Source organism: Pseudonocardia kongjuensis, from assembly GCF_039526905.1.
Lineage (GTDB): Bacteria > Actinomycetota > Actinomycetes > Mycobacteriales > Pseudonocardiaceae > Pseudonocardia > Pseudonocardia kongjuensis.
Genome location: NZ_BAAAJK010000007.1, coordinates 296,136 through 317,979, shown reverse-complemented (window position 1 = coordinate 317,979; position 21,844 = coordinate 296,136). Strand labels below are relative to the sequence as shown.

The window sequence follows — 21,844 nt, the reverse complement described above, 5'->3', positions numbered from 1 at the left end:
CGGTCAGCCGTCCCCCGGGGCGGGCGCCAGCACGATGTCGAACCGCACCCTGGTCCAGCTGCGGTCGCCGAGATCCCGTCCGTCCGGGGCCGGCGTGCCCGGCCGCTGCTCGACGAAGTCCTGCACCAGCGACTCCTTCACCCCGAACACCGCGTCCGAGTCCAGCAGCTCGTCGCCGCGCACGAAGATGTGCGTCACCAGGGTGCGCAGCCCGGGCGCGGTGACCATGAAGTGCAGGTGCGCCGCGCGCATCGGCGAGCGGCCGCTCGCGTCGAGCAGCGCGCCGACCGGGCCGTCGTGCGGGATCGGGTACGGCACCGGGGTGATCCCCCAGAACCGGTAGCCGCCGTCGTCGCCGGTGAACAGGTGGGCGCGCCCGGCGGTCCGGCCGTCGTCGTACTGGACGTCGTAGAAGCCGTCCTCGTCGGCCTCCCAGACCTCGATCCGGGCGCCCGCGACCGGGTTCCCGGCGGTGTCGGTGACCGTGCCCTCCACCCAGCAGGGACGGCCGGGGGCGCCGCCCGCGATGTCACCGCCGAGCTCGATCCGCGGCGCGTCCTCGACGAAGAACGGCCCGAACACGGTCGCCTCGGTCGCGTCGCCGACCGCCTCGTTGTTGATCGCGATCGTCTGCATCGACGCGCCGAGCACGTCGGAGAGCAGGATGAACTCCTGGCGCCGGTCGGTGGTGATGTGCCCGGCCGCGGTCAGGAAGCCGATCGCGGCCTGCCACTCCGGTTCCGAGGGCCGCACCTCGCGCAGGAACGCGTGCAGGTGCCGGGTCAGCGCGGTCAGCACCTCGCGGAGCCGGTCGTCGGGGGCGTCGCCGAAGGAGGCGACGACCCGGTCGACGAGCTCCTGCTCGATCGCCCGCTGCCGGTCGCCCACCACGCCGGGCCGGGCCGGGTCGATCCTCATCGTGGTTGCGCTCCTTCCTGCGCCGCGGCGAGCAGCCGCTCGAGCACGGCGACGGTGACGGTCGCCGGATTGTCCGGCGGGACGGCGGGCAGGATCGCCCGGGCGGCGTCGGGCACGTCCGCGGCCCGGAACCCGAGCTCGCCCAGCGAGCGCGGGGCGCCCAGCCGGGCGGTCAGCTCGAGCAGCCCGGCGAGCGCCGAGCCGTGGCCGAGCGCGCCGGCCAGCCGCCGCCCGGCGTCCGGGGCGGCGGGCGCGTTGAGCGCCAGCACGTGCGGGAGCACGACCGCGTGCGTGGGGGCGTGCGGGAGGTCGTAGCGGCCGCCGAGCACGTGGCAGATCTTGTGGTGCAGCCCGGACCCGGCGGAGGCGAAGGCGACCGCGGCCAGGTACGCGCCGTAGAGCACCTGCTCGTGCCCGGCCCGGTCCTGCGGCGCACCGGCGACGGCGGGCAGCCCACCGGCGAGCGCGCGGGCGCCCTCGGCGGCGAGCACCCGGTCGATCGGGTCGCTGTGCGGGGCCCACATCGAGTCCACGCAGTGCGCCAGCGCGTTGAGGCCGGAGGCGACGGCGGCCGCGGTGGGCAGCGTGCGGGTCAGCTCGGCGTCGTAGACGACCGCGACCGGGAGCACCCGCGGATCGACGCCGGTCGTCTTGACCGCGCCCTCGGTGAGCCCCCAGACGTCGGTCGCCTCGGAACCGGCGTAGGTGGTCGGCACGGCGACGATCGGCATCCCGCCGGTCAGCGCGACCGCCTTCGCCAGCCCGGTGGTGGACCCGCCGCCGACGCTCACCAGCAGGTCCGCCCGCAGCCGCGCGGCGACCGCCCTGGCCCGGTCGGCGACGTCGACCGGGACGTGCATGACGACCTCGTCGTGCAGCCCGGCCACCGGCAGGCCCGCGGTGAGCCGTCCGGCGAGCGCGCGCTCGGTGGCCCCGGCGATCACCAGCACCCGCTGCGCGCCGGTCGCGGCGACCTCCTCGGCCAGCGCGGCGGCCGCGTCGCCCGGTGCGAAGCGCACCGACTGCGCCCGGGTGCGGTGCGCGAAGGCGCCGGTCACGACCGGTCCCGCCGGTCCAGGACGGCGGTCAGCGCGGACCGCAGCGCGGCCCCGGGATCGTCGGGCAGCTCGGCGACCCGCCAGGCGACGTGCTTGTCCGGGCGGACCAGCAGCGCGCCGCTCTCCCCGGTCCCGCGCAGCCGGGCCCAGTCGAAGTAGAGATCGGTGACCGCCCGGCCGGGGCCGATGACGACGGTGTCCAGCGGGATCGCCAGCTCCTCGGCGAGACCGGCCGCGACGGCCTCCCACGCCTCGCCCGCGATGCCGGTGACCAGGGTGAACCGGTCGTAGGGCGCGATGTCGAGCATCGCCCGGGTGCGCGTGCTGTCGCCCACCCAGGCGTGCGGCAGGTGCGATCCGGGCACGGTGGACGGCCGGTGGTACAGGTCCGGGTCGCCGTCGGGTTCCTCCGGCTCCGAGCCGTCCGGCACGATCGCCGCCGAGCGGTAGAACTGGCCGAGCTCGACGCCGTGCGCGTTGAACTCGTAGTTCTTCAGCTCCATCGCCCGCACCAGGGCGGCCCGGGTGGCCGCGCCCGCCGGGGTGTTGCGCCTGCGCTCCTCGATCCGCTCGATCATCTCCTGCTCGCTGCGGGCCTCGGTGACGCCGAGCGCGACGAACAGGTCGGCGAACTCGCGGCTGGAGCGGTTGGCCCGGGTGACGATCCGTTCCGCGACCGGCGCCCGCTCGGCGGAGTAGGTGTCCAGCAGCCCGGGGCCGGCCTGGCCGCGCAGCACGGCGGCGATCTTCCAGGCGAGGTTGTAGGAGTCCTGGACGGAGGTGTTGGAGCCGAGGCCGTTGCTCGGCGGGTGCCGGTGCACGGCGTCGCCGACGCAGAACACCCGGCCGGTGTGCAGCCGGGTCGCGTACATCTCGTTGTTGCCCCACAGCGAGCTGCCGGTGATCTCGACGTCGAGCTCGGGCAGACCCAGCAGGTTGCGGACGATCCCGGCGGCGGTGGCGTCGTCGACCTGCGGCGGCTCGCCCGCGATGTCGTAGCCCCACACGACCAGCCACTCGTCCCAGGGCCGGATCATCCGCACCAGCCCGGCGCCGATGCCGCCGACGTCCGAGCCCGGCTGGATCACCCAGTACAGGACCGACGGCCGGTGCGCGCACAGCTCGGCGATGTCGGCCCGGAAGGTGATGTTCATCGATCCGGCGATGTCCATCGCGCCCTCGAACGGCAGGCCGATGTCGGCGGCGACCCGGGAGCGGGCGCCGTCGGCGCCGATCAGGTAGCGGGCGCGGATCCGGTAGCGGTGCCCGGTCAGCCGGTCGAGCACCTCGACGTCGACGCCGTCGGCGTCCTGGACGTGCGAGAGGTACTCGGTGGAGAACCGGGTCTGGGCGCCGCGCTCGGTGGCGTTGCGCACCAGGACCGGCTCCAGGTAGGTCTGCGGGATGTCGACGGTCAGGCACGGCGAGGCGCGCCGGTAGTCGCCCGACCGGTCGGCGCCGGTGCCCCAGGTCCGGATCCGGCCGATCTCCTCGCCGGCCAGCGAGGTGCAGAACACGGTGTCGCCGATCAGCTCGTGCGGGGTGGCGTCGGCGAGCACCTGCTGCTCGACGCCCATGTCCCGGAAGATCTCCATCGTCCGCTGGTTGGTGATGTGCGCCCGCGGGGTGTTCGCGGTCCAGCGGTACTTGGTGATCATGATGGTGCGGACGCCGAGGGTGGCGAGGAACAGCGCGGCGGCCGCACCGGCCGGCCCCGATCCCACCACCAGCACGTCGGTCTCCACGGTGGCGCCGGTCGGCGGCTCCGTCGCCGGCCGGCCGTCGTCGAACTCGGGCATCGCTCCACCTTCCCGGACCGGCCGGACGCCGGCCCGCGGCCAGTGTCACCGGGCCGGCCCGGTGCGCGGTGCGGTCGGCGGCGGACTGGGCGGAAACGCGCACCGATGGCGGATTCGGACCGGCCCGCGCGGGCGCTCAGCCGGGGGCCGCGTCCAGGCAGGCCAGTGCCATCCGGCGCAGCACCGCGACCCGGGCGTCGGTCCCGCGGGCCGGGCCCTGGACCGCCTGCGGCGCGTACGGGGTGGAGTTGAGCAGCCCGAACACGCCGTGCGCGACGGTGCGCGCGTCGGCCGGCGGGACGCCGGGGTGCACGCGGCGCAGGGTGTCCACCCACAGCTCGACGTAGGTGCGCTGCAGCCGGCGCACGGTCCGCCGCGGGTCCTCCGGCAGGTTCGCCAGGTCCCGGTCCTGCACCACGATCAGCTCCGGCTCGCGGGTGGTGAAGCCGATGTGGAAGTCGACCAGGTCCTCCAGCGAGTCCCGCGGGTCGTCGTGGTGCACCCGGGCCCGCCCGCCGTCGAGCAGCCGCTCGCTGATGCCGATGAGCATCTCGGCGAGCAGCGCCTCCTTGCCGGGGAAGTGCCGGTAGAGGGCCGGTCCGCTGACGCCGACGGCCGCGCCCAGGTCGGCGATGCTCACCCCGTGGAAGCCGTGCCGGGCGAACAGCCGCGCGGCCTCCGCGAGGATCTGCTCGCGCCGCGTCGGGGTGGTGTCCGGGGCGGCCATCGTCCGATCGTAGCGCTCCGGTTAACGTTCGTTCACCCACGTGGCCGGGTGGTGCGCGCCTCGTCTCAGTCGGCGCACAGGTGGTCGCCGATACCCTCGTCGGTGTGATGGGCACACTCGGCCGGCTGCGCGAGCGCACGGGCGTGCGCGCGGCGTCCGCGCTGGCCGCCGCGGCGGCGGTCGCGGTGGTGCTCGTCGTCGCGGGATTGTCGCTGGTCCTGCTGCTGGACCAGACGCTGAAGAGCAACACCCGCAGCGCGCTGGAGGCGAACGCCGATCAGCTCGCGAACCGGATCGAGGCGAACTTCTCCGCCACCGGCGACGCGAAGCGCAACGCGATCGACGCGACCGGCAAGCGCACCGACATCGTCCAGGTGGTCACCGCCTACAGCGACGAGACCAACGCCCCCGACTGGATGGTCGGGTCCAACGGTGACCAGGAGGACGTCCAGGTCATCGGCTCCTCGGACCCGCTGGACGGCCAGCCCAAGATCGTCGACTGGCTGCTGGCGCCGGACGAGAAGCGCTACGAGACCGACGTCCCGATCGAGGTCCGGGTCGGGCCGGACACCGCCGGCGGGGACCAGGTCGAGGTCCAGGAGATGATGGTCGTCGGGATCGGCGCCCGCGCCCAGGGCAGGCCGATCACCGTCTACGCCGCCCAGGAGCTCGGGCCGGTGCACCAGGCGGTGGAGACCGTCGGCTGGCTGGTCCTCGGCGGTGTGCCGATCCTGGTGCTGGTCACCGGCTACTTCACCTACCTGTTCGCCGGCCGGGCGCTGCGCCCGGTCGAGCAGATGCGCACCCGGGTGGCCGGGATGGGCGACAAGGACCTCTCCCAGCGGGTGCCCGAGCCGGTGGCCCGGGACGAGGTCGGCCGCCTGGCCCGCACGATGAACCAGATGCTCGGCCGGATCGAGTCCTCGCAGACCACCCAGCGGCGGTTCGTCGCGGACGCCAGCCACGAGCTGCGCAGCCCGCTGGCCACCGTGTCGACCGGGCTGGAGCTGCTCGGCACCGGGATGCCGGCGGACTCCGCGGACCGGGCCACCGTCGACACCCTGCGCGGCGAGACGGCCCGGCTGACCGGGCTGGTCGAGGGCCTGCTGTTCCTGGCCCGCGCCGACGAGCGCGGCATCGCGCCCCGCCGCGAGGAGGTCGACCTGGACGAGATCGCCGAGGCCGAGCGGGTCCGGCCGTCCGCCGACGCCGCCGTCGCGGTGCGGGTGACGACCGAGCCGGTGCGGGTGGTCGGCGACCGCGGCCAGCTGGTGCGGATCGTCCGGAACCTGGTGGACAACGCCAAGCGGCACGCGGCGTCGACGGTGGCGGTGTCGGTGCGGGCCGCCGACGGGGTCGCGGTGATCGACGTCGACGACGACGGCAACGGGGTCCCCGAGGCCGACCGCAGCCGGGTGTTCGAGCGGTTCGTGCGGCTGGACGAGGCCCGCTCGCGCGGTGACGGCGGCTCCGGGCTCGGGCTGTCGATCGTGTCCGAGCTGGTCGCCGCGCACGGCGGCACCGTCGCCGCGCTGGACTCGCCGGAGCTGGGCGGCGCCCGGTTCCGGGTGACGGTCCCGGCCGTCGCCGACGCCGCGGCCGCCGATCCCGCCGATCCCGCCGAGGGCGCTGCCGATCCCGCCGAGGGCGCTGCCGATCCTGCCGAGGGTGCCGAGGGCGCTGCCGATCCTGCCGAGGGCGCTGCCGATCCCGCCGAGGGCGCTGCCGACCCGGCCGGGCCCGCCGAGCCCGCCCGCGCGGGGCGGCCCGATGCCGAGCCGGTGCCCGCGGGATCGCATCCGGCGATCACCGATCCGGGACCGCGGCCCGGGCCCGCCCCGACGCCGCCGCGCGGCGTCCCGGCCCCGGCCGGGTGGTGGGACGAGCCCGCCCGGCCGTCCGGGCCGTGGTCTGCGGCCGGTGGGGCACGGACCGGCCCGCAGCCTGCGGTGAACGGGACGCACCCGGGCCCGCAGCGCCGCCCGGGGAACGGGGTCCGTCCGGGCCCGCCGCCGGTGAACGGCGCCCACGGCACCCCCGCGGTGCACGTGCCGACCCAGGTCCCGATCCGCCCGGACACCGTCGCCAGCCCCTACGACGAGAACGCCACCCGGCCGATCCCGGTGTACCGGGGCGGCCCGGCCGCCGAGCCGGGCGACCCGCCCCGCCGGGCCGGTGACCGCACCCGCTGAGCCGCAGCCGGGCGCGGGCTCAGCGCGGCGGCGCCGGGCTCGGCTCGGACATCCGGTAGCCGACCCCGCGCAGCGTCTCGATGCTGTGCGTCCCGAACGGGGTGTCGATCTTGCGGCGCAGGTACCCGACGTAGACCTCGACGACGTTGACCTCGCCGTCGTAGTGCGCGTCCCACACCGAGCGCAGGATGTCGGTCTTCGTGACCACCTGCCCGGTGTGTGCCATCAGGTGCTCCAGCACGCCGAACTCGCGCGGGGTCAGCGAGATCTCGACGTCGCCCCGGTGCACCCGGTGGGTGCCGGGATCCAGCGACAGGTCGCCGACCCGCAGCACGCTCGGCGCGACCTCCCCGGCGCGGCGCAGCAGCGCGCGCAGCCGGGCCAGCAGCACGACGAACGAGAACGGCTTGGTCAGGTAGTCGTCGGCGCCGAGATCGAACGCGTCGGCCTCGTCGTACTCGCCGTCCTTCGCGGTGAGCATCAGCACCGGCGTCCACACGCCGCGGTCGCGCAGGTGCTGCAGGATCCGGTACCCGGACAGGCCGGGGAGCATGATGTCCAGCACGATCACGTCGTGCCGGCCGGACAGCGCGTACCGCAGGCCGGTGTCGCCGTCGTGCGCGACCTCCACCTCGTGCCCCTCGGCGGCCAGACCGCGCCGGACGAGCTCGGCGAGCGGCTTCTCGTCCTCGACCAGTAGCAGGCGCACGGGTCCCACCGTAGTGACCGAGACTGTGACCGGCCTGAGCAGACCGTCCCGGGCGCCCGGGACTGGACGCCCGGTGTTAACGACCGCTAACCTGTTAGTGTTCGTTAACTTCGAGCGCGAGGTGAGCATGGTCGTCCCGGAACTGGCACCGAGGCTGGGGAGCGCGGTCGATCCGGCCGGCGAGCAGTACGCCGCGAACGCCGCGGCGCACCGCGACCTGGTGGCCGATCTCAACGCGTCGCTGGCGACCGCCCGGCTCGGCGGGCCGGAGCGGTCGCGGGCCCGGCACGTCGAGCGCGGCAAGCTGCTGCCGCGCGACCGGGTGGACTCGCTGGTCGACCCGTCGTCGCCGTTCCTCGAGCTGTCCCCGATGGCCGCGCACGGCATGTACGACGGCCAGGCCCCCGGCGCCGGGATGATCACCGGCGTCGGCCGGGTGGCCGGCCGGGAGTGCGTGATCGTCGCCAACGACGCCACGGTCAAGGGCGGCACCTACTACCCGATGACCGTCAAGAAGCACCTCCGCGCCCAGGAGGTGGCGCTGCACAACCGGCTGCCCTGCATCTACCTGGTCGACTCCGGCGGCGCCTACCTGCCCGAGCAGGACCAGGTGTTCCCGGACCGCGAGCACTTCGGGCGGATCTTCTACAACCAGGCCCAGATGTCCGGCCAGGGCATCCCGCAGATCGCCGCCGTGCTCGGCTCGTGCACCGCGGGCGGGGCCTACGTCCCGGCGATGAGCGACGAGGCGGTGATCGTCCGGAACCAGGGCACGATCTTCCTCGGCGGCCCGCCGCTGGTGAAGGCCGCGACCGGCGAGGTCGTCACCGCCGAGGAGCTGGGCGGCGGCGAGCTGCACTCGCGGATCTCCGGGGTCACCGACCATCTCGCCGACGACGACGCGGACGCGCTGGCCCGGGTCCGCGCGATCGTCGGGACGCTCGGTCCGCGCGCGCCGCGGCCGTGGGACGTCGCGCCCACCGAGCCGCCCGCCGTCGACCCGGCCGGGCTCTACGGCGCCGTCCCGACCGACTCCCGGACCCCCTACGACGTGCGCGAGGTCATCGCCCGGGTCGTCGACGGCTCCCGGTTCCACGAGTTCAAGGCCGAGTACGGCACGACCCTGGTCACCGGCTTCGCCCGGATCCACGGCCACCCGGTCGGGATCGTCGCCAACAACGGGATCCTGTTCTCCGAGTCCGCGGTGAAGGGCGCCCACTTCGTCGAGCTGTGCGACCAGCGCGGCATCCCGCTGGTGTTCCTGCAGAACATCTCCGGGTTCATGGTCGGCCGCGACTACGAGGCCGGCGGCATCGCGCGCAACGGCGCGAAGATGGTCACCGCGGTGGCCTCCACCCGGGTGCCCAAGCTGACCGTCGTCATCGGCGGCTCGTTCGGCGCCGGGAACTACGCGATGTGCGGCCGCGCCTACTCGCCGCGCTTCCTGTTCATGTGGCCGAACGCCCGGATCTCGGTGATGGGCGGCGAGCAGGCCGCGACGGTGCTCACGACCGTCGGCAACGCCGATCCGGACGCGATCCGGGCCCAGTACGAGACCCAGGGGCACCCGTACTACTCCACCGCCCGGATCTGGGACGACGGCGTGATCGACCCCGCCGACACCCGCACCGTGCTCGGGCTGTCCCTGTCCGTCGCCGCCAACGCGCCGCTGGCCGATCCGGCCTTCGGCGTCTTCCGGATGTGAGGCCCGACATGTCCCGCATGTTCGACACCGTGCTCGTCGCGAACCGCGGCGAGATCGCGGTCCGGGTGATCCGCACGCTGCGCGCGCTCGGCGTGCGCAGCGTCGCCGTGTACTCCGACGCCGATGCCGGTGCCCCGCACGTCCGGGCCGCCGACGAGGCCGTCCGGATCGGCCCGGCCGCGGCCGCCGAGTCCTACCTGTCGATCGACGCCGTGATCGGCGCCGCCCGGGCCACCGGCGCGCAGGCGATCCATCCCGGCTACGGCTTCCTCTCCGAGAACACCGCGTTCGCCGCCGCCTGCGAGGCGGCCGGGATCGCCTTCGTCGGGCCGCCGTCGTCGGCGATCGACGCGATGGGCGACAAGATCCGCGCCAAGCAGACCGTCGCCAAGGCCGGCGTGCCGGTGGTGCCCGGTTCGGACGGCGCCGGGCTGTCCGACGAGGACCTGCGGGCGGTGGTCGCCGAGGTCGGCTATCCGGTGCTGCTCAAGCCGTCCGCCGGTGGCGGCGGCAAGGGCATGCGCGAGGTGCACGCCGAGGCCGGGCTCGCCGACGCCATCGCCGGGGCCCGGCGCGAGGCCCGCAACTCCTTCGGCGACGACACGCTGCTCGTCGAGCGCCTGGTCACCACGCCGCGGCACATCGAGATCCAGGTGATGGCCGACACGCACGGCACCGTCGTGCACCTCGGCGAGCGCGAGTGCTCGCTGCAGCGGCGGCACCAGAAGATCATCGAGGAGGCGCCGTCGGCGCTGCTCACCCCCGCGCAGCGCGCCGAGATGGGCCGCGCCGCCTGCGAGGCGGCCCGCGCGGTCGGCTACACCGGCGCCGGCACCGTCGAGTTCATCGTCAGCTCCGACAACCCGGGCGAGTTCTTCTTCCTGGAGATGAACACCCGGCTGCAGGTCGAGCACCCGGTCACCGAGGCGGTCACCGGCCTGGACCTGGTCGAGCTGCAGCTGCGGGTCGCCGCCGGCGAGCCGCTGCCGATCACCCAGGACGACGTCGTGCTCACCGGGCACGCGATCGAGGCCCGGGTGTACGCCGAGGCCACCGCCGTGTCCGGGGACGCGCTCAGCTTCCTGCCGTCCGGCGGGCCGGTGCTGGAGTGGGACCCGCCGCCCGGCGTGCGGGTGGACGCCGGGATCGAGACCGGCACCGTCGTCGGCTCGGACTACGACCCGATGCTGGCCAAGGTCATCGCGCACGGCGCCGACCGGGACGAGGCGCTGCGCCGGCTCGACTCCGCACTGGGCGGCACCACGCTGCTCGGCCTGGACAGCAACATCGGCTTCCTTAGCCGGCTGCTCGCCGACGACGACGTCCGCGCCGGCCGGCTGGACACCGGCCTGATCGCCCGCCGCGGCGCCGCGCTCGCCGACACCGGCGTGCCCGCCGACGTGCTCGGCGCGGTCGCCGGGAACACGCTGCTCGGGCTGGAACCGGACGGCGCCGTCGTCGACCCGTTCGACGTCCCCGGCGGCTGGCGGGTCGGCGAGCCGGCCTGGACGGTGCGCCGGCTGGTCACCGACGGCCCGGACGCCGTCGAGGTCCGGGTCCGCGGCCGGGCGTCCGGCTTCGACCTGGCCCTGCCCGAGGAGCCGGTCGCACCCTGCCGCACCGTCGCCGTCGCGCCGGGGGTGGTCGAGCACAGCCAGGACGGCCGCACCCGCCGCTACCGGATCGCCCAGGCGTCCGGCGGGATCGTCTGGATCTCCCGGGACGGCCGGACCTGGGGGGTGCGCGAGCAGGAGCCGCTGGAGGCCGCGCGCACCGCGGGCGGCACCGCGGGCGGGCCGGTGGTGTCACCGATGCCCGGCACCGTGACCGTCGTCGAGGTCGCCGAGGGCGACACCGTCACCGCCGGTCAGAAGCTGGTCGTCGTCGAGGCCATGAAGATGGAACACGTGCTCACCGCCCCGGTCGACGGGACGGTGCGCGAGCTGAGGGCGCGCCCCGGAGCCACCGTCGCCAAGGACGCGGTGCTGTGCGTGGTCGAGCCCGAGAACGAAGGGGAGCAGGCATGACCACCACCGAGCAGACCTCCGCGGAGGAGTACGAGGCGCTGCGCGCCGCCGTCGAGGAGTTCGCCCGCTCCGAGGTCGCCCCGGTGATCGGGGACCTCTACATCCGCGAGGAGTTCCCGTACGACATCGTCGCCAAGATGGGCGCGATGGGCCTGTTCGGCCTGCCCGTCACCGAGGAGTACGGCGGCCAGGGCGGCGACTACTACGCCCTCTGCCTGGCCCTGGAGGAGCTGGCCCGGGTCGACTCGTCGGTCGCGATCACCGTCGAGGCCGGCGTCGGGCTGGGCGCGATGCCGATCATGCGGTTCGGCACCGACGAGCAGAAGGCCCGCTGGCTGCCCGACCTGGCCGCCGGCCGCGCGCTCGGCGCCTTCGGGCTGACCGAGCCGGGCGGCGGCTCGGACGCCGGCGCCACCCGCACCACCGCCCGCCTCGACGGCGGCGAGTGGGTGATCAACGGCTCGAAGTGCTTCATCACCAACTCCGGCACCGACATCACCTCGGTCGTCACGGTCACCGCGGTGACCGGGGAGAAGCCGGACGGCCGCAAGGAGATCTCGGCGATCCTGGTCCCGGCCGGCACGCCCGGGTTCACGGTGAGCGAGAAGTACTCCAAGGTCGGCTGGAACTGCTCGGACACCCGCGAGCTGTTCTTCGACGACGTCCGGGTGCCGGAGGCGAACCTGCTCGGCGAGCGGGGCCGCGGCTACGCCCAGTTCCTGTCCATCCTGGACGAGGGCCGGATCGCGATCGCCGCGCTGTCGGTCGGGCTGGCCCAGGGCTGCGTCGACGAGTCGCTGCGCTACGCGGGCGAGCGCGAGGCGTTCGGCCACACCATCGGCTCCTACCAGGCGATCCAGTTCACGATCGCCGACATGGAGGTGCGCGCGCACACCGCGCGGCTGGCCTGGCAGCACGCCGCCCGGCTGATGCTGGAGGGCAAGCCGTTCAAGCACGAGGCGGCGATCGCGAAGCTGGTCGCGTCCAACGCCGCGATGGACAACGCGCGCGCCGCCACCCAGGTCTTCGGCGGCTACGGCTTCATGAACGAGTACCCGGTCGGGCGGTTCTACCGGGACGCGAAGATCCTGGAGATCGGCGAGGGCACCTCCGAGGTGCAGAAGATGCTGATCGCGCGGCACCTGGGTCTCTGACTCCCGGCCGCCCGGGGAGTAGAACGTACTCATGGGTAACTCCGAGCGGAACACGACGGTCAACCATCAGGTCCGGCTCGCGGCCCGGCCGACCGGCACGCCGGGCCCGGAGGTCTGGGAGCACACGACCGAGCCGGTCCCGGTCCCCGGGCCGGGCCGGCTGGTCGTGCGGGTCAGCCACATCTCGCTGGACCCGGCGATGCGCGGCTGGATGAACGCCGGCCGGTCCTACGTGCCGCCGGTCGAGATCGGCGCGGTCATGCGGGCGCTCGGGCTCGGCGAGGTCGTCGCGTCCGAGCACCCGGACTTCGCCGTCGGCGACGTCGTCACCGGGATCTTCGGCGTGCAGTCCCACGCCGAGAGCGACGGCTCCGGGCTGCAGAAGGTCGCCCCCACCGGCGACGTGCCGCCGGAGCGCTACCTGGCGCTGCTCGGCATGACCGGGATGACCGCGTACTTCGGGCTGTTCGACGTCGGCGCGCTCGCCGAGGGCGAGACCGTCGTCGTGTCCGGCGCGGCCGGCGCGGTCGGTTCCGTCGTCGGGCAGCTCGCGAAGATCAAGGGCTGCCGGGTGGTCGGCATCGCGGGCGGCCCGGAGAAGTGCGCCTGGCTGGTCGACGAGCTCGGCTTCGACGCCGCGATCGACTACCGCACCGAGGACGTCCGGAAGGCGCTGCGCAGCGCCGCACCGGACGGCATCGACGTGTACTTCGACAACGTCGGCGGCGAGATCCTGGACGCCGCGCTGACCCGGCTGCGGCGCGGCGCCCGGGTGGTCATCTGCGGGTCGATCTCCACCTACAACGCGACCGAGCCGCCGCCCGGGCCGTCGAACTACATGAGTCTGCTGGTCAACCGGGCCCGGATGGAGGGCTTCGTGGTGTTCGACTACGCCGACCGCTACGGCGAGGCCGCCGCCGAGCTGTCCGGCTGGCTGGCGCAGGGCCGGATCCGCAGCCGGGAGGACGTCGTCGACGGCACCGTGGACGACTTCCCGGACGTGCTGCTGCGGCTGTTCCGCGGCGAGAACACCGGCAAGCTGGTGCTCCGGCTGACCGGCTGATCGGGCCCCACCGGCCCGGGGCCGCGGCGCGGACCTCCATGATGGCGGGGTGCGCCTCGCGATCGCCCGGACCGCCGTCGTCGTCTCGGGGGCGGCGATCCTCGTGGTCGAGACCCTCGCGACCCGGCTGGTCGCGCCCTACGTCGGGCTCACCCTGGAGTCGACGACCGCGGTGATCGGGGTGGCGCTGGCCGGGATCGCGGCCGGCGCCGCGCTCGGCGGGCGCTGGGCGGACCGGCACGACCCGGTCGCCGTCGCCGCGCTGATGCTGGTGGTCGGCGGCCTCGGGACGCTCGCGGTGCGCCCGGTCGTCCGGCTGCTCGGCCCGCTGCTCGGCGCCGGTCCGGTCGCCGCGGTGCTGCTCGTCGCGGCGTCCACCCTGGTGTCGGTGACCGCGCTGGCCGCCGTCACCCCGGCGGTGACCAAGGCCCGGTTGACCGGGCTGGACCGCTCCGGCGAGGTGGTCGGCGGGCTGTCCGCCGCCGGCACGCTCGGGTCGCTGGCCGGCAGCTTCCTGACCGGCTTCGTGCTGGTCGCGCTGCTGCCGGTGAGCGCGATCCTGCTGGTGACCGCCGCCGCCTGCCTGCTGCTCGGGCTGGTCGTCGCGCCCCGGCGGCGGCGCGCCGACGTCGCGAAGGGCGGCGCGGCGGCGGTGCTGCTGGCCGTCGCGCTGGTCGCCGTCCCGGGCCGCTGCGACGCCGACACCACCTACTACTGCGCCTCGGTCACCGCCGATCCCACCGATCCGGCCGGCCGCTACCTGGTGCTCGACGACCTGCGGCACTCCTACGTGCGCCTCGGCGACCCGGCGCACCTGGAGTTCGCCTACACCCAGCGGTTCGCCGCCGCGATCGACACCGCCTTCGCCCCCGGCCGGCCGCTGGACGTCGTGCACGTCGGCGGCGGGGCGCTCACCATGCCGCGCTGGCTGGACGCGACCCGCCCCGGCGGCACGTCCACCGTGCTGGAGCTGGACGGCGGCGTGATCGACCTGGCCGTCCGCGAGCTGGAGGCGGGCGGCATCCCCGGCACCACCGTGCGCACCGGCGACGCCCGGGTCGGCCTGGCCGAGCTGCCCGACGACTCGGCCGACGTGCTGATCGGCGACGCGTTCGGCGCCCGCTCGGTGCCCTGGCACCTGTCCACCACCGAGTTCCTCGACCACGTCCAGCGGGTGCTGCGGCCCGGCGGGCTGTACCTGCTCAACGTGATCGACCGGGACCCGCTGGACCTGGTCCGCGCCTCGGTCGCGACCATGGACACCCGGTTCGGCACCACCATGGTGGTCGCCCGGCCCGACGAGTTCGGACCCGGCGGGGGCGGCAACGTCGTGCTCGTCGCCGCGGACCGGCCGATCGACCCGGTCGCGCTGGACGCCGCCGTCACCGGGTGGGGCGAGCCCGGCGCGGTGCTCGATCCGGCCCGCACCGCCGCGTTCGCCGGGGACGCGCCGGTGCTCACCGACGACCGGGCCCCGGTCGACCAGCTGATCACCACGGCCGCCGGGAACCGCTAGGGTCGCCCGCGTCGGGGCGGACTCATCGAGGGGGAGACGACGTGGCGACCTGGGACGACCTGCAGGCGTATGTGCGGGTGCGGTACGAGATCGTCCGGCAGGGCGCCGACGAGCTGCGGTTCCGGCTCCCGACGACCGGCGACCGGACCCAGCTCGTGGTCGTCAAGCGGGTCCGGGAGGACGCGGACCGGCCGGGCGTCGAGGTGACCGAGGCGGCCGCCGCCGTCGCCGATCCGGAGCAGGAGTGGGTGCAGATCGAGTCGCCGGTCGCCCGGCTCGCCGAGGTCGATCTCGCGAAGGCCCTCGAACTGGCCGGCCCGTCGCCGGTCGGCGGGCTCGCCGCGGAGGAGGGCGTCGTGGTGTACCGGCACTCCATCCCGCTGCGGCCCGCCGCGCTCGACGGCTTCGAGTTCCCGTTCCGGCAGGTCGTGCACCTGGCCGACGAGCTGGAGCACGCCCTGACCGGCCGCGACGAGCACTGAGGGGCACGTCACAGTTGACCTGAAGTCCGGTGCAGGTCGGAGGCTGTGCGCATGGCCGACTACACGCTTCCCGACCTTCCCTACGACTACTCCGCCCTGGCGCCGCACATCGCGCCGGAGATCATGGAGCTGCACCACTCCAAGCACCACAACACCTACGTGACAGCGCTGAACCAGACCCTGGAGAAGCTCGCCGACGCCCGCGAGCGCAACGACTTCGGCGCGATCGTCGGTCTCGAGAAGACCCTCGCGTTCAACCTGGGCGGGCACGTCAACCACTCCGCGTTCTGGAAGAACCTGTCCCCGGACGGCGGCGACAAGCCCACCGGTGACCTCGCCTCGGCGATCGACCAGGACTTCGGCTCCTTCGACGCCTTCCAGGCCCACTTCACCGCCGCCGCCACCACCATCCAGGGCTCCGGCTGGGCCATCCTCGGCTACGACCAGCTCGGCGGGAAGCTGCTGATCCACCAGCTCTACGACCAGCAGTCCCAGCTGCCGGCCGGGCAGACCCCGATCGTGCTGCTCGACATGTGGGAGCACGCGTTCTACCTGCAGTACAAGAACGTGAAGCCGGACTACGTCAAGGCCTGGTGGAATGTCGTCAACTGGGCGGACGCCGCCGAGCGCCTCGCCGCCGCGAAGGGCTGAGCGCGCTCAGTCCGGGATCGGGGCGCCCGCGGTGTAGCCGCCGTCCACGGCGAGCTCGGCCCCGGTGATCAGCGACGCCTCGTCGGAGAGCAGGAACAGGGCTGCGTGGGCCACCTCGTCGGCCTGCCCGATGCGCTGCATCGGGACCAGCTTGAGGAGCCTGCGCAGCTCGTTCTCCGGCACCCCGTTCCGGATCAGCGGGGTGTCGATCATCGTGGGGTGCACCGAATTGACCCGGATCGCCTCCGGCGCGTACTGGACGGCGGCGGTCTTGGTGATCAGCCGGACCGCCCCCTTGGTCCCCTGGTAGGCGGTGGCCAGGCCGGAGCCGGTGAGCCCGTAGATCGACGAGAAGTTGACGATCGATCCGCCACCGGCGCGGCGCAGCGCCGGGATCGCCGTCTTCATCCCGAGGATCACCCCGAGCTGGTTGATCGCGGTGATCGTGTTGAACAGCTCGACGGTGGTCTCCTCGACGCCCTCCGGCCGGAAGATCCCGGCGTTGTTGCTGAGTGCGTGCAGGCCGCCGAGCTCGTCCTCGGCGAGCGCGACGACCCGGATCCAGTCGTCCTCGGACACCACGTCGGCGGTGGTGTGGACGACCCGGTGGCCGTCGGCGACGAGCTCCGCGGCCAGCTTCGCGACGCCCTCGCCGTCGATGTCGAACAGCGCGAGCCGCGCTCCCTCCCGGGCGAACAGGCGGGCCTGCGCCGCCCCGATCCCGTGGGCGGCCCCCGAGATGATCACGGACTTGCCGGACAGTCGTGCGGACATGCTCTCTCCTCGGTGGTGGTCGTGGTGATGACGTGTGCCGGTCAGCCGTGCACGGTGAGATCGGCGGCCAGGCCGCCGTCGGTGGCGAGATCGGCGCCGTTGATCCAGGCGCTGTCCCCGCCCATCAGGAACCGGAAGACCGGACCGGGCGAGACGCAGTTGACCCGGATCCCGTGCGGCCGCAGCCCGGCCGCGGCGACCGTCGTCCGGACGACGAGGGCCTCCTTGAAGTACGGGTAGCCCGCGGCCTGCTCGACCGGTCACCAGCACCGTCTTCTGCGACATGCGTGAGAGCATGCGTCGACGCATGTCGATCGGGAAGAAGGCACCTCGCAGTGCTGTACGCACCAGGAGGAGAGTGTGCAGGAAGAGCCGCAGTGGGACCCGTACTCGAAAGCCTGCCCGACCCGCCGGCTGCTGGACCGGATCGGTGACCGGTGGACGGTGCTGGTCGTCGGCGCGCTGGCCGGCGGGCCGATGCGCTACACCGCGCTGGCCCGCCGGATCGAGGGCGTCAGCCAGAAGATGCTGACCCAGACGCTGCGCGCGCTGGAGCGGGACGGGCTGCTCGTGCGGACGGTGCACCCGGTCATCCCGCCGCACGTGGAGTACGAGCTCAGCACGCTCGGCCGGAGCCTGCTCCCGGTGCTCGGCGCGCTTGAACGGTGGGCGATCGACAACATCTCCGGCGTGCTCGCCGCCCGCGACGGCTACGACCGGGACTGAACGGCCTGCTCAGCCCGGGTAGCCGGTGGCGCCGGCCCGGTGCCCGATCGGGGCGAGCTCGGTGATCGTCGGGTGCCCGGCGGCGAGCAGCGCCACGTCGGTGCCCGGCTCGGCCTCGCCGTAGTGCTCGGAGACCAGCGCCCGCAGCCCGCCCGGCCGCTCGCCGTCGGGCCCGCGGTGCACCATCCGCACCCGGACCGCACCCGAGTCGCACAGCCGCGCCTCGCGCAGCGCGGGCAGCTCCGGCTGCGGCACGTCCGGGACGTTGACCGACCAGGCGGTCCCGGCGGGGCGGCCGGCGAGCCGCTCCAGCAGCTCGCCGAGCAGCCCGGTCGCCGACGCCCAGTTCGGGCGCTCGGGCAGCCGCAGTCCGCAGTGCAGCGAGAACGCGATCCCGGACCAGCCGTTCAGGGTGCCGGCCAGCACCGCGCCGACGGTCCCGGAGTGCAGCACCTGCCCGCCGGTGTTCGCGCCCGGGTTGATCCCGGACAGCACGAGATCGGGCTCCCGGTCGAACCAGCCCTGCCCGGCCGCCCGCACGATGAACCCCGGATCGGCGTCCACCCCGTACGCCGGGATGCCGTCCAGCGCCGGGATCTCGTGCTCGGTGACGCCGATGTGCCCGTCGGTCAGCACGCAGCGCACCGAACCGCCGGCGCCGCTGGCGTCCCCGGCCGGGGCCGCGACGATCACGTCCAGGCCGGCGTCGCGGGCCGCGCGGGCCAGCGCGTGCAGGCCGGGGGCGTGCACGCCGTCGTCGTTGGTCAGCAGGGCGAGGGGCACGCTCGTCACACTAGGCGCGGCCCGGCCTGACACCGGGACCGGTGGTGCAGCATGATCGGGCACCGGATCGCTGCGCGGACCGTCTGCATCGATCCACCCGGAATCCGGAGGAGGACAGCGTGACGACCTGGGAGTACAGCAGCATCACCCCGGACGACCTGGCGATCGACACGCTCGGACCGGCTCGGATCACCTCGCCGCTGGCCCCGCTGCTGGACGCCCGCCGCACCACCGAGCACTACGTGGACGCCGGGGACCGGGTGCTGCTCGACGACACCGCCGCCGGGCTCAAGTCGCGCGGCGTCGACGTCGAGGAGCTGCCCGGCCTGGAGCCGTGCGGCCCGCGCCGCGAGATCTACTTCGACCCGTCCAAGACCCGGGCCGGGATCGTCACCTGCGGCGGGCTGTGCCCCGGCCTGAACGACGTCATCGCCGGCCTGGTCCGCACCCTGACCTACCACTACGGCGTCCGGCGGGTCGTCGGCTTCCGCAACGGCTACCGGGGCTTCATCTCCTCCTACGGGCACGACGTCGTCGAGCTGTCCCCGGAGTCGGTGCGCGACATCCCGGTCGACGGCGGCACCTTCCTCGGTACCTCGCGCGGCCCGCAGGACCCGGGCGAGATCGTCGACTGCCTGGAGCAGATGCACCTCAACGTGCTGTTCGTGATCGGCGGCGACGGCACCATGCGCGGGGCGATGGAGATCGCCAGGGTGGTCGCCGAGCGGGGCCTGCGGATCGCCATCGTCGGGATCCCGAAGACGATCGACAACGACATCCCCTTCATCGACCAGAGCTTCGGCTTCCAGACGGCGTTCTCGCAGGCCAGCGAGGCGATCCGGTCGGTGACGGTGGAGGCCAAGTCCACCCCGGGCGGGGTCGGCCTGGTGAAGCTGATGGGCCGGCACTCCGGTTTCATCGCCTGCTACGCCTCGCTGGTCCGGTCCGACGCCGACGCGGTGCTGATCCCGGAGGTCCCGTTCGAGCTGGACGGCGAGACCGGCCTGCTGCACCACCTGCGCCGGCGGGTGTCCCAGCGCGGGCACGCGGTCGTCGTGGTCGCCGAGGGGGCGGGGCAGGAGCTGCTGCCGCCGGTCGGGCGGACCGACGCCTCGGGCAACGCCAAGCTCGCCGACATCGGCCCGTGGCTCAAGGAACGGATCGGCGACTCGTTCGCCGAGGCCGGCATGGAGACCACGGTCCGCTACGTCGACCCGAGCTACATCATCCGCAGCGTCCCGGCGAACCCCTACGACAGCGTCTACACCGTCCGGCTGTCGCAGGCCGCGGTGCACGCGGCGATGTCCGGGCGGACGTCGATGGTGGTCGGCCGGGTCCGGCGCCGGTTCGTGCACATCCCGATGACTCTGGCGGTGAGCCGGCGCAACCAGGTCGACCCGCACGGCGACCTGTGGATGGCGGTGCTGGAGTCGACCGGGCAGCCGTGGCGGTTCGGCGAGGACTCCGGCGCGCCGACCAGGGCGCCGCACTCCTGACGGTCCGGCCCGGCGCTCAGTTCAGGTGCGCCCGGTGCCTGCGGGCCTCGACGCGCACCTCGTCGAGCACCTCGGCGCCGGACCGCGATCCCCGGCCCGGGCCGTCCGCCCAGGACTCCATCAGCCGGGCGGCCTCGTCCCACCGGGCCTGCGCGGCCAGCACCTCGCCGAGCTGGCGGATCAGGTCGGGGCCCTGGTGCCGCAGGCCCAGCCGCATCCGCAGCACCCACTCCAGGTTCACGTGGTCCTTCGTGCGGGCGTAGTTGGCGCGCAGGTTGTCCAGCATCCGGGCCAGGATCTGCCGGGTCGAGGTGCGGGGGAGCAGGCCGGGCCCGAACGGCACCTCCGGCCCGGCCCCGGTGGTGGCCCGGTACAGCGCCTCGCAGCCCGCCAGGTCCAGCCGCCGCCCCTGGTCGAACATGTCCAGGTAGCGCTGGGTGCCGGGCAGCCGGACCAGGAAGTGCCCTGGCATCCCGACACCCTCCAGCGCCACCCCGGCCCGGCGCCCGACCTCGATCGCCACCACCGACAGCGTGATCGGGATGCCGGTGCGGCGCTCCAGCACGTCGGGCAGGAACGAGTTGCGCGGGTCGCGGTAGTTCGCGCTGTCGCCGGTGAACCCGGCCTCGGTGAACAGCCGGTGCAGCAGCGACTCCGGCCCGCTGACGCCGTCGGCCAGCTCGTCGAGGCGGGTGCGGGCGCGGACCGCGTCGGCGGCGGCCCGCGCCGGGTCGGCGGCGGCTCCGGCGGCGATGGCGAGGGCGCCCTCGTCGAGCGAGGGCTCCGGGCCGGTCACCATCCGGAGGAAGCGGGACACCGGGTCGGCGGCGCGATCGGGCTGCGTCACCTCGTCACTCTGTCACTTCCCCGGCACCTCCGGCCGCGTCACATCCGTCACGGCGGGTTCATCACGACCCGGACGACGGTGCCCTGGACCTGACCGGGATCGTCGTCGGCGGTCCACACCTGCAGCACGTCGGCCAGCTCGGAGGCCAGCCACAGGCCGCGGCCCCGCTCGCCGGACGGCGGCGGGGCGGCCAGGCCGGGGAAGGCCAGCCGGCCGGGCACCGTGTCGGTCATCTCGGCGACCAGGCCGGCGGGGGTCCGCCACATGCGCAGCACCGGGCACCCCGATCCGTGCTCGATCCCGTTGCTGACCAGCTCGTTCACCGCGAGCACCAGGTCCTCGACGCGGGCCGGGCCGAGCCCGGACAGCTGTCCCTCGCGGCGCACGGTGTGCCGCATCCCGGACAGCCGGTGCAGCTCGACCGGTTCGACGAGCAGCGGCTCCCCGAGATCGGCGGGCGGCCGCTGCGGGTTCTCCTGCAGCAGCTCGTGGTCGTCGCGGCGGTGCGTGCTGGGCACGGCCGCGCCGTCGACGAGGAACTCGTCGTGCAGCGCGCCGGCCTGCTCGCGGGCGCCGTCCTGGTCGGCGAAGCAGCACAGCATCTCCACCGGCAGCGCCCGCATCGCGTACCCGATCGCGAGATCCAGCCGGGTCCAGTACGACGGATCGGCCCCGGGCAGGGCGACCGGCTGGGCGACCGCGCAGACGCCGGACGCACCCTCGGCGATCGCGTCCCGCACGGTGCGGCTCCACCGGCCCGCGACGGTGAACGGCGGCGCCGAGTGCAGCTCCTCCGGCCGGACGTAGCGCACCCCGGCCTCGTCACCGAGCGCCCGCTCCAGCTCGGCGCGGCACCGCGGCTCGACGACGACGATCGCCCGGCGGCCGCGTTCCAGCGCCCCGGTGACCGGCCCGGTCAGCACCTGGGCCTGGTGCTCCGGGGTGCGGTAGGGCACGGCCCGGTGCACGAGCCCGGGCGGCGGATCCTGCGTCGTGGGGGGCGAGCTCATCGGCACTGGCGGTGGGTCGTGTTCATCGGCGTCGGCGCTCCACGTCGGAGTCGGCCCGGCGGGCTGCAGGCCGTCCTACGCGCTCCGACCATAGCCAAGGAGCGCCGATCGCGCGGGACGGGGCGTGTGGGTTTGGTGACTTCACCGACTCCGGGTACCCGTGGTGGGGTAGAGACACGGTGATCGGCACCGGTGGGTGTGCCGGAG

19 protein-coding genes are annotated in these 21,844 nt (G+C 74.3%); 10 read left to right on the top strand and 9 right to left on the bottom strand.

The features are described 5' to 3' along the window. Nucleotides 1-3 precede the first annotated feature (3 nt). The 4 genes from ABD160_RS11800 to ABD160_RS11785 all read right to left on the bottom strand — a co-directional run bounded on the left by ABD160_RS11800 (nt 4) and on the right by ABD160_RS11785 (nt 4,502). The gene (locus ABD160_RS11800) at nt 4-918 is read right to left on the bottom strand and encodes a dioxygenase family protein (protein WP_344021464.1); all 915 of its coding nucleotides are present in this window, start codon (nt 916-918) and stop codon (nt 4-6) included. Next, nucleotides 915-1,976: a maleylacetate reductase gene (locus tag ABD160_RS11795; RefSeq protein WP_344021462.1), complete on the bottom strand. Its 1,062-nt coding sequence runs from the start codon at nt 1,974-1,976 to the stop codon at nt 915-917. The genes ABD160_RS11800 and ABD160_RS11795 overlap by 4 nt, the downstream gene beginning before the upstream one ends. Next, on the bottom strand, nt 1,973-3,775 hold the full coding sequence (locus ABD160_RS11790) for an FAD-dependent oxidoreductase (RefSeq protein WP_344021460.1): 1,803 nt from the start codon (nt 3,773-3,775) through the stop codon (nt 1,973-1,975). The genes ABD160_RS11795 and ABD160_RS11790 overlap by 4 nt, the downstream gene beginning before the upstream one ends. Nucleotides 3,776-3,911: 136 nt before the next feature. Further along, nucleotides 3,912-4,502: an SACE_7040 family transcriptional regulator gene (locus tag ABD160_RS11785; protein ID WP_344021458.1), complete on the bottom strand. Its 591-nt coding sequence runs from the start codon at nt 4,500-4,502 to the stop codon at nt 3,912-3,914. Between the two features lie 107 nt (nt 4,503-4,609). Between ABD160_RS11785 and ABD160_RS11780 the strand changes: the two genes are divergently transcribed. Further along, entirely contained in the window at nt 4,610-6,694 is a 2,085-nt protein-coding gene (locus tag ABD160_RS11780; RefSeq protein WP_344021456.1) for an ATP-binding protein, read from the top strand. 19 nt (nt 6,695-6,713) lie between these two features. Here ABD160_RS11780 and ABD160_RS11775 read toward each other — a convergent pair whose 3' ends face one another. Beyond that, nucleotides 6,714-7,403, bottom strand: a complete 690-nt coding sequence (locus ABD160_RS11775) for a response regulator transcription factor (RefSeq protein WP_344021454.1) — start codon at nt 7,401-7,403, stop codon at nt 6,714-6,716. Between the two features lie 127 nt (nt 7,404-7,530). Here ABD160_RS11775 and ABD160_RS11770 point away from each other — a divergent pair, with 127 nt between their 5' ends. From ABD160_RS11770 to ABD160_RS11740, 7 genes are read left to right on the top strand one after another with little or no spacing between them, the layout of a single operon-like run. Next, nucleotides 7,531-9,108 carry a carboxyl transferase domain-containing protein gene (locus ABD160_RS11770; RefSeq protein WP_344021769.1) on the top strand — a complete coding sequence of 526 codons (1,578 nt, stop codon included), beginning with the start codon at nt 7,531-7,533 and terminating at the stop codon, nt 9,106-9,108. A 17-nt stretch (nt 9,109-9,125) separates the two neighbouring features. Next, nucleotides 9,126-11,135, top strand: coding sequence for an ATP-binding protein (locus ABD160_RS11765; RefSeq protein ID WP_344021767.1), 2,010 nt, complete (start codon nt 9,126-9,128; stop codon nt 11,133-11,135). Then, nucleotides 11,132-12,289, top strand: a complete 1,158-nt coding sequence (locus ABD160_RS11760) for an acyl-CoA dehydrogenase family protein (RefSeq protein WP_344021452.1) — start codon at nt 11,132-11,134, stop codon at nt 12,287-12,289. Before ABD160_RS11765 ends, ABD160_RS11760 begins: the two co-directional genes overlap by 4 nt. Nucleotides 12,290-12,320: 31 nt before the next feature. Continuing rightward, complete coding sequence (locus ABD160_RS11755) at nt 12,321-13,352, top strand: NADP-dependent oxidoreductase (protein ID WP_344021450.1); 1,032 nt, start codon at nt 12,321-12,323, stop codon at nt 13,350-13,352. 49 nt (nt 13,353-13,401) lie between these two features. Continuing rightward, nucleotides 13,402-14,868: a fused MFS/spermidine synthase gene (locus tag ABD160_RS11750; protein ID WP_344021448.1), complete on the top strand. Its 1,467-nt coding sequence runs from the start codon at nt 13,402-13,404 to the stop codon at nt 14,866-14,868. Between the two features lie 41 nt (nt 14,869-14,909). Continuing rightward, complete coding sequence (locus ABD160_RS11745) at nt 14,910-15,350, top strand: hypothetical protein (protein ID WP_344021446.1); 441 nt, start codon at nt 14,910-14,912, stop codon at nt 15,348-15,350. A gap of 51 nt (nt 15,351-15,401) precedes the next feature. Next, nucleotides 15,402-16,001: a superoxide dismutase gene (locus tag ABD160_RS11740; protein WP_344021444.1), complete on the top strand. Its 600-nt coding sequence runs from the start codon at nt 15,402-15,404 to the stop codon at nt 15,999-16,001. Nucleotides 16,002-16,007: 6 nt separating this feature from the next. On the opposite strand, the gene ABD160_RS11735 is transcribed toward ABD160_RS11740, so the two are convergent. Continuing rightward, a complete protein-coding gene (locus tag ABD160_RS11735; protein ID WP_344021442.1) occupies nt 16,008-16,775 on the bottom strand; it encodes a glucose 1-dehydrogenase in 768 nt (255 codons plus the stop codon). A gap of 360 nt (nt 16,776-17,135) precedes the next feature. On the opposite strand from ABD160_RS11735, the gene ABD160_RS11730 reads away from it, so the two are divergent. After that, nucleotides 17,136-17,501 carry a winged helix-turn-helix transcriptional regulator gene (locus ABD160_RS11730; RefSeq protein WP_344021440.1) on the top strand — a complete coding sequence of 122 codons (366 nt, stop codon included), beginning with the start codon at nt 17,136-17,138 and terminating at the stop codon, nt 17,499-17,501. Nucleotides 17,502-17,510: 9 nt separating this feature from the next. Here ABD160_RS11730 and surE read toward each other — a convergent pair whose 3' ends face one another. Continuing rightward, on the bottom strand, nt 17,511-18,284 hold the full coding sequence (gene surE, locus ABD160_RS11725) for a 5'/3'-nucleotidase SurE (RefSeq protein ID WP_344021438.1): 774 nt from the start codon (nt 18,282-18,284) through the stop codon (nt 17,511-17,513). Nucleotides 18,285-18,403: 119 nt separating this feature from the next. Here surE and ABD160_RS11720 point away from each other — a divergent pair, with 119 nt between their 5' ends. Further along, entirely contained in the window at nt 18,404-19,780 is a 1,377-nt protein-coding gene (locus tag ABD160_RS11720) for an ATP-dependent 6-phosphofructokinase (RefSeq protein ID WP_344021436.1), read from the top strand. 16 nt (nt 19,781-19,796) lie between these two features. Here ABD160_RS11720 and ABD160_RS11715 read toward each other — a convergent pair whose 3' ends face one another. Beyond that, nucleotides 19,797-20,627, bottom strand: a complete 831-nt coding sequence (locus ABD160_RS11715; protein ID WP_344021433.1) for a transglutaminase family protein — start codon at nt 20,625-20,627, stop codon at nt 19,797-19,799. 47 nt (nt 20,628-20,674) lie between these two features. Next, the gene (locus ABD160_RS11710; RefSeq protein WP_344021431.1) at nt 20,675-21,637 is read right to left on the bottom strand and encodes an ATP-binding protein; all 963 of its coding nucleotides are present in this window, start codon (nt 21,635-21,637) and stop codon (nt 20,675-20,677) included. Nucleotides 21,638-21,844 lie beyond the last annotated feature (207 nt).